General features: G+C 69.5%; 13 protein-coding genes. 10 read left to right on the top strand and 3 right to left on the bottom strand.

The genetic code is table 11. From position 1 onward, the window contains the following. Positions 1-7: 7 nt before the first annotated feature. Together ACIQLD_RS17660 and ACIQLD_RS17655 are read right to left on the bottom strand one after the other, a co-directional pair. Positions 8-784 carry a hypothetical protein gene (locus ACIQLD_RS17660; protein ID WP_402610108.1) on the bottom strand — a complete coding sequence of 259 codons (777 nt, stop codon included), beginning with the start codon at positions 782-784 and terminating at the stop codon, positions 8-10. 104 nt (positions 785-888) lie between these two features. Continuing rightward, entirely contained in the window at positions 889-2,337 is a 1,449-nt protein-coding gene (locus ACIQLD_RS17655) for an NAD(P)H-quinone dehydrogenase (protein ID WP_402610106.1), read from the bottom strand. A gap of 48 nt (positions 2,338-2,385) precedes the next feature. Here ACIQLD_RS17655 and ACIQLD_RS17650 point away from each other — a divergent pair, with 48 nt between their 5' ends. From ACIQLD_RS17650 to ACIQLD_RS17640, 3 genes are read left to right on the top strand one after another with little or no spacing between them, the layout of a single operon-like run. Next, positions 2,386-3,219 carry a purine-nucleoside phosphorylase gene (locus ACIQLD_RS17650; RefSeq protein ID WP_402610104.1) on the top strand — a complete coding sequence of 278 codons (834 nt, stop codon included), beginning with the start codon at positions 2,386-2,388 and terminating at the stop codon, positions 3,217-3,219. Then, positions 3,216-4,886 carry a phospho-sugar mutase gene (locus tag ACIQLD_RS17645; RefSeq protein ID WP_402610102.1) on the top strand — a complete coding sequence of 557 codons (1,671 nt, stop codon included), beginning with the start codon at positions 3,216-3,218 and terminating at the stop codon, positions 4,884-4,886. Before ACIQLD_RS17650 ends, ACIQLD_RS17645 begins: the two co-directional genes overlap by 4 nt. 2 nt (positions 4,887-4,888) lie before the next feature. After that, the gene (locus ACIQLD_RS17640) at positions 4,889-5,152 is read left to right on the top strand and encodes an HPr family phosphocarrier protein (protein WP_402610101.1); all 264 of its coding nucleotides are present in this window, start codon (positions 4,889-4,891) and stop codon (positions 5,150-5,152) included. Positions 5,153-5,161: 9 nt separating this feature from the next. Here the strand turns inward: ACIQLD_RS17640 and ACIQLD_RS17635 are convergent, their stop codons facing one another. After that, a complete protein-coding gene (locus tag ACIQLD_RS17635) occupies positions 5,162-7,084 on the bottom strand; it encodes a BglG family transcription antiterminator (protein WP_402610099.1) in 1,923 nt (640 codons plus the stop codon). A 166-nt stretch (positions 7,085-7,250) separates the two neighbouring features. Here ACIQLD_RS17635 and ACIQLD_RS17630 point away from each other — a divergent pair, with 166 nt between their 5' ends. The 7 genes from ACIQLD_RS17630 (at position 7,251) to ACIQLD_RS17600 (ending at position 14,138) form a co-directional block, all read left to right on the top strand. Next, a complete protein-coding gene (locus ACIQLD_RS17630) occupies positions 7,251-7,568 on the top strand; it encodes a PTS sugar transporter subunit IIB (RefSeq protein WP_402610097.1) in 318 nt (105 codons plus the stop codon). Beyond that, on the top strand, positions 7,565-7,846 hold the full coding sequence (locus ACIQLD_RS17625) for an HPr family phosphocarrier protein (protein ID WP_058631803.1): 282 nt from the start codon (positions 7,565-7,567) through the stop codon (positions 7,844-7,846). The genes ACIQLD_RS17630 and ACIQLD_RS17625 overlap by 4 nt, the downstream gene beginning before the upstream one ends. Next, complete coding sequence (ptsP, locus tag ACIQLD_RS17620; RefSeq protein ID WP_402610095.1) at positions 7,843-9,528, top strand: phosphoenolpyruvate--protein phosphotransferase; 1,686 nt, start codon at positions 7,843-7,845, stop codon at positions 9,526-9,528. Before ACIQLD_RS17625 ends, ptsP begins: the two co-directional genes overlap by 4 nt. Continuing rightward, positions 9,525-11,159: a PTS mannitol transporter subunit IICB gene (locus ACIQLD_RS17615; protein ID WP_402610093.1), complete on the top strand. Its 1,635-nt coding sequence runs from the start codon at positions 9,525-9,527 to the stop codon at positions 11,157-11,159. The genes ptsP and ACIQLD_RS17615 overlap by 4 nt, the downstream gene beginning before the upstream one ends. After that, entirely contained in the window at positions 11,156-11,590 is a 435-nt protein-coding gene (locus ACIQLD_RS17610; protein WP_402610091.1) for a PTS sugar transporter subunit IIA, read from the top strand. Before ACIQLD_RS17615 ends, ACIQLD_RS17610 begins: the two co-directional genes overlap by 4 nt. Beyond that, a complete protein-coding gene (locus tag ACIQLD_RS17605; protein WP_402610089.1) occupies positions 11,587-12,744 on the top strand; it encodes a mannitol-1-phosphate 5-dehydrogenase in 1,158 nt (385 codons plus the stop codon). Before ACIQLD_RS17610 ends, ACIQLD_RS17605 begins: the two co-directional genes overlap by 4 nt. A 101-nt stretch (positions 12,745-12,845) precedes the next feature. Next, positions 12,846-14,138 (top strand): flavin-containing monooxygenase, encoded by a 1,293-nt coding sequence (locus ACIQLD_RS17600; RefSeq protein WP_402610087.1) that lies wholly within the window; start codon positions 12,846-12,848, stop codon positions 14,136-14,138. Positions 14,139-14,154 lie beyond the last annotated feature (16 nt).

The raw sequence follows: 14,154 nt of genomic DNA, 5'->3' as shown, positions 1-14,154 counted from the left end.
CCCCGCCTCAAGGCGGGGGCCTTCGTCGCGCCTTCAGCATGGCCGGGGACACAGTGAACGAGGCGGGAGCACGCATTCCGTCGGAGGCCGTCACACGGCCCGGGTCCACGCGAAGACGGATCAGCGGGAGCTCGTCCGTACCGCGACGCGGTTCGGTCAGGTCCGACTCCACCCGGCGGATCGCGCTCCACGGCACGTACAGGGTCTCGGTGACACGCAACAGGAGCACCCCGTCGCGGCCGATGCCCAGCCCCATCGGTCGACGGCCGAAGGAGTCGGACCGATATTGCGTGATGGCCGCGCGCACGGCCGTGTAGACGAACAGCGCGGCGGTCGCCGCGAGCACGGCGACTCCGAGAAAGGCCTCGGGCCGGCCGGTCAGCCCGATCCCGATCGCGACGATCGTCGCGGCCGTGAGCACGATGCCCCATGCGACGCACAGCGCCAGGGTGACGACGCCCGGCCGCCGCTCCGGCACGAAGTGCACCTGTGCATCTGGGCTTCCTACCCGCCCGCGCGTCAGCGTCGCCGCGTCGACCAGACGCGCGCGCCCCTCGATGAAGGGTCTGCGGGCAGCGACCGCCAGGGCCGTGAGACCGAACAGCGCGACGAACGCACCCGACCACAGCGGGCCGGCGGCGCCACCTGAGAATCCGATCATGGCGGCTGCGGCCGCGAATAGGACGACACCGAGCCAGAGCATGCCGGTATTGCGTCGGGGACGACGTTCACCCCATTTCGCCGGCCATCCCTGCAGCCGTGGCGATGTGAACGGCTCCTTCACTGCTTTCCTCGCACGAAGACGAGCGACAGTTCAGCGACAGCAGGCGGCACGCCCACCGTTATCGCCGACGACGATAACGGCTGCACGCCAACCGTCTCGTCGAGCTACGAGATGTTCACGAGGTGCATCGCCCTGCTCGCATCGGTAATGCTGCTGGACAGCGACGGGTATGCCGCGAAGACCCGCGAGACCTGGTCGACCGTGAGACGGCGCTCGACCGCGACCGCGATCGGGTAGATCAGCTCCGAGGCCTTCGGCGCCACGATCACGCCGCCGATCACGGTGCCCGATCCCTTGCGCGCGATGAGCTTGACGAAGCCGTCCTTGATGCCCATCATCTTCGCGCGTGGGTTCGCCGCGAGCGGGAGCTTGTAGACCAGGCCGTCGGCCACGCCGTCCTCCACATCCTTCTCGCCGTAACCGACCGTGGCGATCTCGGGCGCGGTGAAGATGTTCGAGGTGATCTTGATCTGCTCGAGCGGGATGACGATGTCGCCGAGCGCGTGGAAGACCGCCGTGCGCCCCTGCATCGAGGCGACAGAGGCCAGCGGGAAGAAGTTCGTGCAGTCGCCGACCGCGTAGACGTTGGGGACCGAGGTGCGCGCGACCCGGTTCACGCGGACGTGTCCCGACTCGTCGAGCTCGACGCCCGCCTCCTCCAGACCGATGCCCGCGGTGTTCGGGATGGAACCGACCGCCATGAGGCAGTGGCTTCCGTCGACCGTGCGTCCGTCCGACAGGGTGGCCGTGACCCCGTGATCCGTGACCTCGACCCGGTCGGCACGGGACTTGGAGAGCACCTGCATGCCGCCGCGCTTGAAGACCTTCTCCAGAACGCTCGCCGCATCCTTGTCCTCGCCCGGGAGCACCTGCTCGCGGCTGGAGATCAAGGTCACCTTGGCACCGAGGTTCATGTAGGCGGAGGCGAACTCCGCACCCGTGACACCGGAACCGACCACGATGAGGTGCTCGGGGAGCGCCTTCATGTCGTACAGCTGCGTCCAGGTCAGGATGCGCTTGCCGTCGGGCTTGGCCGAGTCCAGCTCGCGCGGCGAGGCACCGACGGCCACGATGATCGTGTCCGCCTCGACGCGGTCGAAGTCGGTGCCGCCCTGGCCCGTCGACACGATGATCGCCGTGGGACCCTCGAGGCGTCCGTGACCGGAGAGGATGCGCACGCCGGCTTCGAGAAGGGTCGCGCGCATGTCTTCGGACTGCTGACCCGCGAGCGCGAGGAGTCGCTTGTTCACGGCGGCGAGGTTGATCGCGATCTCGGGCTTGAGGGGCCTCGAGTGGTCGCCCTTGGCGTAGAAGTTGACCCCGAGGTCGCTCGCCTCGGAGATGGCGACGGCTGCATCGGCGGTGGCGATCAGGCTCTTCGAGGGCACGACGTCGGTGAGGACGGCTGATCCCCCGACTCCCACGCGCTCGACCAGGGTGACCTCGGCCCCCAACTGGGCTGCCGCGAGGGCCGCCTCGTAGCCGCCGGGACCGCCGCCGAGGACGGCGACGCGCTGAGTGCGCTCGAAAGTGGTGGAAGACATGGAATCCATTCTCGCGCAATCCTGGCACCCGAGCCTGCACCTTCCTAGAGTGGATCCATGCCCGAAACGCACAGCAACCCTCTCGACGACCCGACCGCGAACCCGTTCGAGGTCGCTACGCAGGCCGCAGCCGATATCGCCCGTCTGACCGGCGTCGAGAACCACGACATCGCCCTCACCCTCGGCAGCGGCTGGGGCAAGGCTGCCGACATCATCGGCGAGACCGTGGCGACGATCCCCGCGACCGAGGTCACCGGCTTCTCCAAGCCCGCGCTCGAAGGACACGTCGGCACCCTGCGCAGCATCCGCACCCCTGGCGGCAAGAACGTCCTCGTCATCGGTGCGCGCACCCACTACTACGAGGCCCACGGTGTGCGCCGTGTGGTGCACAGCGTCCGCACCGCCGCCGCGACCGGCGCCAAGATCATGGTGCTCACGAACGGCGCCGGCGGCATCCGCGAGACGTGGACACCCGGTCAGCCCGTGCTCATCAGCGACCACATCAACCTCACCGCCGACTCTCCGCTCGAGGGCGCCACGTTCGTCGACCTCACCGACCTCTACTCGAAGCGTCTGCGCGAGATCGCCCGGACGATCGACCCGATGCTCGACGAGGGCGTCTACACGCAGTTCCGCGGCCCCCACTACGAGACCCCGGCGGAGGTGCAGATGGCGAAGCACATCGGCGGCCACATCGTGGGCATGTCGACCGCGCTCGAGGCGATCGCCGCCCGCGAGGCCGGCATGGAGATCCTCGGCTTCTCGCTCATCACCAACCTCGCCGCCGGCATCCAGCAGACCCCGCTCAGCCATGCCGAGGTGATCGAGGCCGGGCGCGAAGCCGAGCCGGTGATCTCCGCGCTCCTGGCCAGGGTGGTCGAGGCCCTGTGAGCGAGGAGCGGCTCGCCCAGGCCCGCGCCTGGCTGCGACAGGACCCTGATCCCGAGACTCGAGACGAGCTGGCCGGGGTGATCACCCGTGCTGCCACCGGCGATCGTGAGGCGCTCGCCGACCTCGACGACCGGTTCCGCACGCGCCTCGCCTTCGGAACGGCGGGGCTGCGCGGCGAACTCGGCGCCGGCAGCAACCGGATGAACCGGGTTCTCGTCGCCCAGGCCGCAGCCGGCTTCGGCGCCTACCTGCGCGGGAAGTCCCACGGCGCGACCCCGACGGTCGTGATCGGCTACGACGGACGCCGCAACTCCCGCGTTTTCGCGACGGACTCCGCCGAGCTGTTCGCCGGAGCCGGTCTGCGGGCGATCCTGCTTCCCCGCCTGCTCCCGACGCCTGTCCTCGCCTTCGCCGTGCGCCACTTCGGCGCCGATGCCGGCGTGATGGTGACGGCGAGCCACAACCCGCCGAACGACAACGGCTACAAGGTGTACCTCGGCGGCGCCGACCAGGGATCGCAGATCGTCGCCCCGGCGGATGCCGAGATCGCCGCGCACATCCAGCGCATCGCCGACGCGGGCTCCGTCGCCGCGCTGCCGCGGTCCACCGCCTACGAGACGGCGGGCGAGGAGGTCGTCGAGGCCTACATCGCGGCCACCGTCGCCGTGGCCCCTGCGCCCGCGGGGACGACGGGGATGCGGTGGGTGTACACCGCGATGCACGGGGTCGGCTGGGAGACCCTGTCCCGCATCGTGAAGGATGCCGGATACCCCCAGCCGTTCGTCGTCGACGAGCAGCTCACCCCCGACGCCACGTTCCGTACCGTGTCGTTCCCGAACCCGGAGGAGCCGGGCGCGATGGATCTCGCCTTCGCGCGGGCCCGCCGGGTGAAGGCCGACTTCATCCTGGCCAACGACCCGGATGCTGATCGCCTGGCCGTCGCGGTCCCCGACGACTCCGCCGCCGACGGCTGGCGCCGTCTCACCGGCAATGAGGTCGGCCTGCTGCTCGGGGCGAGGGCTGCGCGCGCCGCGGCCGGCACCCCCGGCGCTTCTCTCGCGTGCTCCCTCGTCTCCTCCCCCGGTCTCGGCGCCGTCGCCGCGCATCACGGGCTGGACTTCCACGAGACCCTCACCGGCTTCAAATGGATCTCCCGCGCCCCGGGTATCGTCTTCGGCTTCGAAGAGGCCCTGGGCTACCTCGTGAATCCGGAGACCGTGCGCGACAAGGACGGGGTATCGGCTGCCGTCGCCATCCTCGGCCTCGCCGCCGAGGCCCGTGATCGCGGAGCCACGCTCGTCGATCTGCTCGACGAGCTGGGCGAGACCTACGGGCATTTCGCGAGCGGTCAGGTGTCTGTGCGGGTCGAGGACCTCGCGGTCATCGGCAATGTGATGCTCGCGCTGCGCACCCTCCCGCCGACGCACATCGCCGGACGATCGATCGTCTCGGCCGAAGACCTGCTGCAGGCGGCACCGGGTCAGCCCTCCGGCGACGTGCTGCGGTACCGTCTCGGTGACGGCTCCCGCGTGATCGTGCGCCCCAGCGGGACAGAGCCCAAGCTCAAGGTCTACATCGACGCGCGGGCGGAGTCGGCTGAGAGCGCACGCGAGGCCGTCGCCGAGCTCGAAGCGGGTGTTCGCGCCCTGCTCGACGAACGCTCCTGAGCATGCCGGCCCGACGCCTCATCGTCAGCGCACACAACGGTGTGCACGCGCGCCCCGTGGCCGAGCTCGTGCGACTCGCGCAGTCGCACGAGGCTCCGGTCACCCTGCGCACGGCCGACGGCACGACCGTCGATCTGACGAGTGTGCTGGCCGTCATGGATCTGGGGATCGCCTCCGGAGACGCCGTGGTGATCGAGACGGCGCCCTCCGCGACGGCGGAGGCCGTTCTCGATCAACTCGCCGAGGTGCTCGCACCCCGCGGATGACTGCCGCCGTCAGCCGTCGATCACGGCGACGAGCTCGTCGAGGAACGCCTCGAACGTCGTTCCCTTCCGGACGATCCGCTGCACGCTCTCGCGTTCGCTGAACACCTCGACGAGCTGCTCGAACACGGTCTGGAACGCCGCTCGATCGCTCTCGCTGAACGCGGCGAGAGCGACGACCTGCACGCGTCCTCCGCCCCAGGCGGCAGAGCCGTCCGCGACGCCGATGGCTATGGCGGTGCGGGTGGCGGTCATCTGGAGTGCATGCGGAACGGCGAGCGCATCCGTGAAGGCGGTCGAAGACATCCGCTCGCGCACGATGGTGTTCTCGACGTAGTCCTCGCCGATCAGCCCCGCCTGCACCAGGAGACCGCCGAGGTGACGGATGATCGCCTCCTCCCCCTCGTCCGGAAGCGGGAACACATACGCGTCGGCGAGGAAGTAGCGGGCGAGCTCGCCACGGAGGCGCGTGAGTCGTCGTCCGCGGCGCACGCGAGCCGCCGCCTGCTGGATGCGGTCGACGTCGGCGTCGGTCAGGAAGGGCTGGATGCGCACGAACCGGTCGCCGGCGGAGCCCGGTTCGATCGTGCTGAGCACGAGGTCGGTGTCGAAAGACGCCCAGTCGGGGTCGACGTTGGTGACGACGGTCGTGACCTCGATCGCCGACCCCAGGGAGCGGTCGACGCTGGAGCGGAGCAGCTCATGCAGCTCGTGATACCCCGGGCAGACGATCGTGGCGGTGAGGATCGACTCGGCTTTGCGGCTGCGTTCGAGACGCCCGCCCACGTGCATGGCGATGTAGGCGATCTCGTCGTCGTGGATGGGGGTGCCGACCCGGTCGTGCAGGCCGCTGGCGATCGAGACGGCCACCTCGAAGATCATCGGGTACGTCGTCTTCAGCGACCGGGTGAGCGGATTGCGGGTGAGGGCGCTCTCTTCGGCTCGCCGCAGCAGGTTCTGCACGTGCAGGGCGAGACGCAGCACGAAGGTCTCGTCGACGAGGTCGACCTGGAAGTCGTCTGCTGCTCGGGCGATCTCCGCGCGCACCGCGGCCTCGACCATCGGATCCACACCGCTGCGGGCGACCTCACGTGTCGCATCCTCTCCCGGCGCGACGATGCGGGTGAGGACGAGGGATGCGAGATGGCCGCTGTCTCCTTCGCCGAGGACGACGGAGAAATGCTCGAAGGCGAGGCGGGCGATCACGGTCCCGACGCGCGGGATCTCCTCACGTGTTCCCGCGGGGGTCGACTCCAGGGTGTGCCCGGCGGCGACCCTCTCCGCGGCGATCGCGATGTGCAGCAGCACATCGGCGATCGCGAGTTCGTTCACGTAATAGCCGAGTTCGCCGAGTTCGCGCACGAGCGACGACTTGAACGGTCCGACCGCGCTGGCGGCCACCGCCGAACCGGAGAGTGCGCGGCGGAACGTCTCCGGGTGGAACGAGGCGTCATCCATCTCGTCGTGGGCGAGCCTGCTGAGCAGACGTCGCTGCGCCGTCTCGTTGCCCCGCAGGCGCACGTTCTCCCGCTCGCGCTCGAGCACGAGGTCCGTGCCGTCGAGCAGACCCCGCACGCGCACCAGATCCGCCTCGAGCGTCGCCTCGCTGACGTGCAGATCCTCGGCGGTGTCGAACACGTCGATGCCCCCCGGCTCGTCGAGCAGGAGTCGCACCAGCGTGTGCAGACGGTCGCGAGGCGCGGACTCCCCCGTCTGACGCATGCGCAGCGCGCCGCGGGCACCGGATCCGGCTCGATAGCCGGCGGGGCCCGACTCGATCACCGCCGCCCCGGGGGTGCGGGCGTTCAGCGCCGCGACATAGGAGCGGATGCTGCGCGGGGTGACGCCCATCAGGTCGGCGAGGCTCGCGGCCGTCGCCCAGCCTTCCTGGCGCAACAACGCTGCGAGGAGCTGGTCCTGGCGCTGGCGCGACATGATCCTCCCCTTCCGCGTGCTGACCGCACTGTCTCGACGTGTTCTCCATGATGTCAGGTGGCCGACCCCCTCGGGCGGAAGCACCTGTTCCGCAGGGGCGGAAAGGAACGTGTTGGCGCGCACCCCTGCACCGTTCCCAGACTGTTCTCAGGAAGGGTGGGCATCGATGAGGATCCTCGTGGTGTGCGGTGCGGGAGCATCGAGCACGTTCGTCGCGCAGCGGCTCCGCCGCGCGGCAGCTGCAGCCGGTCTCGATTGGGACGCGGCCGCAGGCATGGAGAGCTCCGTCGCCGGCTCCGACCATGACCTCGTCCTCGTGGGCCCTCATCTGAGCGATCGCCTGGACGCCATCCGCGATGGCGCGAGCGCGCCCGTCGCGGTGCTTCCGCACGACGTCTTCGCCGATCTCGACGGCTCGCGCACACTCGTCCTCGCCCGATCGATCCTCGCCGCCGCCGGCGAAACCCCGAAAGGAACATCATGACCGCCACCCGCACCGTCCGGATCGGCTCCTCCCACGGACTGCACGCCCGTCCCGCGAAGCTCTTCGCGCAGGCCGCGAAGGATTCCGGCATCGCCGTGACGATCGCCAAGGACTCGGGCAAGCCGGTCAACGCGGCGAGCATCCTCGGGGTCATCGCCCTGGCCATCGAGCACGGCGACTACGTGACCCTCACGGCGGACGGCGAAGGGGCGGAGAACGTGCTCGACACGCTCACCGAACTCCTCACCACCGACCACGATCAGGACGCCGCCGGATGAGCGAGCTGCGTGGGGTGGGAATCGGTCTCGGGGTCGCCCAGGGGCCGATCGTCCGCATGGCGGAGGCGATGCCCGCTCCCGAGAACACGCCAAGCACCGCGGGTGCGGACGCCGAACGCACCAGGGTCCGAGACGCCGTCTCGATCGTCGCGAACGAGCTGAACGAACGGGGTGAGGCCGCCGGCGGATCCGCGCAGGAAGTGCTCGAGGCGCAGGCCATGATCGCCGAGGACCCGACCCTCCAGGACGAGGTCGACACCCGGATCGACGCAGGTGCGACGGCGGAATGGGCTGTGCACGATGCATTCGCCGGATTCCGCGCCACACTCGAAGCCGTCGGCGGCTACCTCGGCGAGCGTGCAGCCGACCTCGACGACATCGCACAGCGCGTGCTCGCCCGCCTCCGCGGCGTCGACGCCCCCGGAGTTCCGAACCCGGGGCACCCGTTCGTCCTGGTCGCACGCGACCTCGCCCCCGCCGACACGGCGCTCCTCGACCTGGACCAGGTGCTCGCGCTGATCACCACCGACGGCGGCCCGACCTCCCACACCGCGATCCTCGCGAGGGAGAAGGGCATCGTCGCGATCGTCGGGGTCGCCGACGGCGAGACGCTCAGCACCGGCGAGACCGTGATCGTCGACGCGGCCAGCGGCGTCGTCACGCGCGACCCGACAGATGATGAGAAGGCCCGAGCCACGGAGCGCGCAGCCGCTCGCCAGTCGGCCGACGCGGCCCCACCGACTCCCGGCGCTCTCGCCGACGGCACGCCTGTCGCGCTGCTCGCGAATCTGGGGAAGCCTGCGGACGCGGCCGATGCGGTCGTTCGGGGGGCCGAGGGCGTCGGGCTGTTCCGCACCGAGTTCCTGTTCCTGTCCTCGGCGCAAGCGCCCACCATCGCGCAGCAGCGCGAGTCGTACCGCGAGCTGCTGGCGGCGTTCCCCGGCAAGAAGGTCGTGGTACGGATGCTCGACGCCGGCGCCGACAAGCCGCTGGCGTTCCTCAACGACGCGCACGAGGAGAACCCCGCTCTCGGTCTTCGTGGTCTGCGGGCGCTGCGCGCGAGCGAGGACATCCTGCGCGAGCAGCTCACGGCACTCGCCGAAGCCGATTCCGAGACCGAGGCAGACCTGTGGGTGATGGCCCCCATGGTGGCGACGGTCGAAGAGACGATCTACTTCACCGGCCTCGCTCGGGAATACGGGCTGAAGACCGCCGGCGTCATGGTCGAGATCCCGGCGAGCGCCCTGCTCGCCGACCGCGTTCTCGCCCATGCGGACTTCGCGTCGATCGGCACGAACGACCTCACGCAGTACACGATGGCGGCCGACCGCATGCTCGGATCCGTCGCCGGCTTCCAGGACCCCTGGCACCCTGCCGTCCTGCGCCTGGTGCGCGAGGTCGGCGATGCGGGAGCCCGTCTCGGCAAGCCCGTCGGGATCTGCGGCGAGGCCGCGGCCGACCCGCTGCTCGCCGTCGTGCTGGTCGGTCTCGGCGCGACCAGCCTCTCGATGGCACCGTCGGCCCTCGCCGACGTGCGACACGCGCTGTCCGAGCGCACCCCGTCCGAGGCGCGGAGCCTCGCCGAAGCCGCCCTGGCCGCTGACGATGCCTCCTCCGCCCGAACCGCCGTGGCGACGCTCGCCGCGGAACTCCCCCTCCACAAGAAAGAGACGACATCATGACGACGACGTCACCTGCCGCCACCAAACCCGGCGGCCTCCGCGTAGGAGTGCAGCGCTTCGGCACATTCCTCTCGGGCATGATCATGCCCAACATCGCGGCCTTCATCGCCTGGGGCTTCATCACGATGCTCTTCATCCCGGCCGGGTTCTTCGGTTCGGACAGCCCCTTCGGCTGGCACTGGGTCGGCGTATCAGAGATCATCGGCGGAGGCGGCGACTCCGCCATCATCGGCTGGCAGGGCGCCATGACCGCCGTCGCTGAGGGTGACAACGGCAACATCCTCGCCTACGTCGGCCTCGTCGGACCGATGGTCACGTACCTGCTGCCGCTGCTGATCGCGAACACGGCCGGCCGCATGGTGTACGGCGAGCGCGGCGGCGTGGTGGCCACCATCGCCACCGTCGGCGTGATCGTCGGCACCAACATCCCGATGTTCCTGGGCGCCATGATCATGGGCCCGATCGCCGCATGGATCACCAAGCAGATGGACCGGCTGTGGGAGGGCAAGATCCGCCCCGGTTTCGAGATGCTGGTGAACAACTTCTCGGCCGGCATCCTCGGCATGATCCTCGCGATCGTCGGCTTCTTCGCCTTCGGGCCCGTCATGCTCGGCATCAGCACCGTCCTCGGTAGCGCCGTCGACTGGCTCGTCTCGCTGAACCTGCTGCCACTGGTGTCGATCATCGTCGAGCCGGCGAAGGTGCTGTTCCTGAACAACGCCATCAACCACGGCGTCTTCACCCCGCTCGGCATCGAGCAGGCGGCCGAGACCGGCAAGTCGATCCTCTTCCTCATCGAGGCGAACCCCGGCCCCGGCCTCGGACTGTTGCTCGCCTTCACGTTCTTCGGCGTCGGCGCGGCGAAGGCCTCCGCACCGGGTGCGGCGATCATCCAGTTCTTCGGCGGCATCCACGAGATCTACTTCCCGTACGCGCTGAGCAAGCCGACCACGATCCTGGCCCTCATCGCGGGTGGCGCGGCTGGTGTCACCACGAACATGGTCCTCGGCGGCGGTCTGGCCTTCCCGGCCGCACCGGGAAGCATCATCGCCGTGACCGCGGCTGCCATCGGACCGGGCGTCGGCAACCTGCTGGTCGTGTACCTGTCGGTGATCGTCGCCGCCACCGTCACCTTCCTCATCACCGGCGTGATCCTGCGAGCCTCCCGCAAGCGCGATCTCGAGGCCGAGGGCGACTCCTTCGGCGCCGCGATCGCACAGACCGAGGCGAACAAGGGCAAGTCGTCGGCCGCGATGGACGCGCTGCGCACGTCGACCGCGACTTCGTCTCCCGAGGCGGCTGCCGCCGCGAGCACGACGGTGATCGCCGCCGCACCGATCGAGCGCATCGTGTTCGCCTGCGATGCCGGCATGGGTTCTTCCGCCATGGGCGCGAGCGTGCTGCGCAACAAGCTCAAGAAGGCGGGCATCGAGGACATCACGGTCACCAACCAGGCGATCGCGAACCTCGACGGAACAGCCGACGTGGTGATCACGCAGCAGCAGCTCACCGAGCGTGCCGAGGCGAAGTCCCCGAACTCGGTCCACGTGTCGGTCGACAACTTCATGAACTCGCCCAAGTACGAAGAGGTCGTCGAAATGGTGCGTGAACAGCGAAAGGAAAACGAATGAGCGTTCTCACCCCCGAACAGGTCCGCATCCACCCCGGAGGGGCGTCGCGCGACGAGGCCCTCCAGGAGGCGACCGACATCCTCGTCGCGGCCGGAGCCGTCACCCCGGCCTACGTCGACGCGATGCGGCAGCGCGAGGAGACCGTCTCCACCTTCATGGGCAACGGACTGGCGATCCCGCACGGCACCAACGACGCGAAGGACACGATCCTCGCGTCGGCCCTCTCGGTCGTCCGCTACGACGGCGGTGTCGACTGGTCGGGTGAGCCTGCGACGTTCGTGATCGGCATCGCCGGCGTGGGCGACGAGCACCTGGAGATCCTCTCGCGGATCGCGATCCTGTTCTCCGAGGAGGACGACGTGGCCCGGCTCTCCGCTGCGCAGAACCCGGAGGAACTCTTTGCCCTCCTCTCGGAGGTGAACGAAGGATGAAGGCGGTCCACTTCGGGGCGGGCAACATCGGGCGCGGATTCGTGGGTCTGCTGCTGCGCGAAGGCGGGTACGAGGTCGTCTTCTCAGACGTCGCCGACGCGCTGGTCGACGCGATCAACGCGGTCGACTCGTACACCGTGCACGAGGCCGGCCCCGGAGGGACCGATCACGTCATCACCGGTTTCCGCGCTGTGAACAGCCGGACGGACCCCGCCGCCGTGGCGGAGGAGGTCGCGTCGGCCGACGTCGTCACCACCGCCGTCGGGCCGACGGTCCTGCGGTTCGTGGCTCCGTCGATCGTCGCAGGGTTGGCCCTGCGCTCCCCCTCCGCCGCACCTCTGCAGGTGATGGCGTGCGAGAACGCGATCGGCGCCACCGACCTGCTGCGTCGCGAGATCATCGCGGCCGCAGGCGCGGATGCCGAGACCCTGCTCTCCCGTGCGGTCTTCGCGAACACCGCCGTGGATCGCATCGTGCCCGCGCAGCCGGAGGGAGCGGGGGTCGACGTGACGGTCGAGCCCTACTTCGAATGGGCGATCGAGTCGGGCCCCTTCGGCGAGGGGCTGCCGAGCATCCCCGGCGCGCACTTCGTCGAGGATCTGGCGCCGTACATCGAGCGCAAGCTCTTCACGGTGAACACCGGACATGCGGCCACGGCGTACTTCGGGGCCCGCGCGGGCATCGAACGCATCTCTGACGCCCTGGCCGACCCCGCCATCGCGGCGAGCGTCTCGGCGGCCCTCGAAGAGACGTCGGCCGTGCTGGTCGCCGAGCACGGCCTGGACCCCGAGGATCTCGCCGCCTATCGCGCGAAGATCCTCGACCGGTTCCGCAACCCCGCGCTCGTCGACACCGTGCAGCGGGTCGGACGTCAGCCGCTGCGCAAGATCTCGCGTCATGAGCGCTTCGTGGGACCCGCGGCCATGGCGGCAGAGCGCGGACTGTCCACCGACGCCCTGGTCGCCGCCGTCTCGGCAGCGCTCGAGTTCGACGACCCGGCCGACGAGCAGTCGGTCGAGCTGCAGCAGCTGCTGCGCGCGGAGGACGCAGCCGAGTTCACCACGCGGACAACGGGCCTCGACCCCGAGCACCCGCTGTTCCCGCTGATCCGGGATGCCGTCGCCGCTCGACAGCAGCGCATCGAGACGGTCTGACCCGCGACCCTTCGACGCCCCCGCCTGCCGATACGATCGGTGGGCGGGGGCGTTCTTCGCGCACGACGACGTGCGCGAACACACAGATGTCCGGGAGCCACATGAACAGATATGCCGTGATCGGAGCGGGTCCGTCGGGTCTCGCCGCGGCGCGCGCCCTGCAGACGCACGGGATCACCGTGGACGGCTACGAGGCCTCGCATGGCGTCGGCGGACTGTGGGACATCAGCAATCCCCGCAGCACGATGTACGAGTCCGCGCATCTCATCTCCTCGCGGACGACGACCGAGTTCACCGAATTCCCGATGGCGTCCCGCGTCGACTACCCCGGACACCGCGTGCTCAAGGAGTACTTCGAGGACTACGCCCGGCATTTCGGGCTCGTCGACCTCTTCCGATTCGACACGAGGGTCGCACGTCTCGAGCCGCGCGACGGCGGCTGGGATCTGACGAGTACCGGTCCCGCGGGGGACGAGACCCGCTGGTACGAGGGAATCGTGCTCGCGAACGGGACGCTCGCCGAGCCGAACATCCCGGTGTTCCCGGGTGAGTTCACGGGCGAGCTGTTGCACACGTATGCCTACAAGTCGCCCGAGCAGCTGAAGGGCAGGCGGGTGCTGCTGATCGGCGCCGGCAACTCCGGCTGCGACATCGCGGTCGATGCGGTGCATCATGCGGTGTCCGTCGACATGAGCGTCCGCCGCGGGTACTACTTCGCGCCCCGGTACCTGTTCGGCAGGCCGAGCGACACCCTGAACCAGGGGCGCCCGTTGCCCGCGCGCATCAAGCAGGCGGTCGACAGTCGTGTGCTGCGGGCCTTCACCGGTGATCCCGTGCGATTCGGGTTCCCGAAGCCCGGCTACCGTATCTACGAGTCGCACCCGATCGTGAACACCATGATCCTGAACCACCTCGGGCAGGGCGACCTGCGCATCCGCCCCGACATCGCCCGCTTCGACGGGACGACCGTGCACTTCCGTGACGGGAGCGCCGACGACTACGACCTCGTGCTGCTCGCCACCGGCTACACCCTCGACTATCCGTTCGTCGACCGGGAGCACCTGCACTGGCGCGGCGCCTCGCCCCGACTGTTCCTGAACGTCTTCCCCGCCTCGTTCAACGGCCTGTACGTGATGGGCATGATCGAGGCCTCGGGCATCGGGTGGCAGGGCCGCTATGAGCAGGCCGAGCTGCTCGCGGCCTACCTCTGCGCGCTCGAGGAGGATCCGGCGCGCGCATCGCGGTTCCGCGATCGTGTGACCGGCACGCCCTGGCCCGATGTGACGGGAGGCTATCGCTACCTGGGCCTTGATCGGATGGCCTACTACGTCAACAAAGACGCTTACCGTGGTGCCGTCCGGCACGAGAAGCGCACTCTGGAGTCACCGGCATAACGCCTCGCGGTGGCGA

Origin of the sequence: Microbacterium sp. NPDC091662 (genome assembly GCF_044756705.1) — a bacterium.
Classification (GTDB): Bacteria; Actinomycetota; Actinomycetes; order Actinomycetales; family Microbacteriaceae; genus Microbacterium.
The sequence above is the reverse complement of the archived record's forward strand: the minus strand, read 5'-3'. Positions and strand labels throughout refer to the sequence as shown.

Coding starts and splice junctions, on each gene's coding strand:
- ACIQLD_RS17650 (WP_402610104.1), top strand. CDS start 2,386: ATGCCCGAAACGCACAGCAACCCTCTCGACGACCCGACCGCGAACCCG.
- ACIQLD_RS17655 (WP_402610106.1), bottom strand. CDS start 2,337: ATGGATTCCATGTCTTCCACCACTTTCGAGCGCACTCAGCGCGTCGCC.
- ACIQLD_RS17625 (WP_058631803.1), top strand. CDS start 7,565: ATGACCGCCACCCGCACCGTCCGGATCGGCTCCTCCCACGGACTGCAC.
- ACIQLD_RS17615 (WP_402610093.1), top strand. CDS start 9,525: ATGACGACGACGTCACCTGCCGCCACCAAACCCGGCGGCCTCCGCGTA.
- ACIQLD_RS17640 (WP_402610101.1), top strand. CDS start 4,889: ATGCCGGCCCGACGCCTCATCGTCAGCGCACACAACGGTGTGCACGCG.
- ACIQLD_RS17630 (WP_402610097.1), top strand. CDS start 7,251: ATGAGGATCCTCGTGGTGTGCGGTGCGGGAGCATCGAGCACGTTCGTC.
- ACIQLD_RS17635 (WP_402610099.1), bottom strand. CDS start 7,084: ATGTCGCGCCAGCGCCAGGACCAGCTCCTCGCAGCGTTGTTGCGCCAG.
- ptsP (WP_402610095.1), top strand. CDS start 7,843: ATGAGCGAGCTGCGTGGGGTGGGAATCGGTCTCGGGGTCGCCCAGGGG.
- ACIQLD_RS17605 (WP_402610089.1), top strand. CDS start 11,587: ATGAAGGCGGTCCACTTCGGGGCGGGCAACATCGGGCGCGGATTCGTG.
- ACIQLD_RS17610 (WP_402610091.1), top strand. CDS start 11,156: ATGAGCGTTCTCACCCCCGAACAGGTCCGCATCCACCCCGGAGGGGCG.
- ACIQLD_RS17600 (WP_402610087.1), top strand. CDS start 12,846: ATGAACAGATATGCCGTGATCGGAGCGGGTCCGTCGGGTCTCGCCGCG.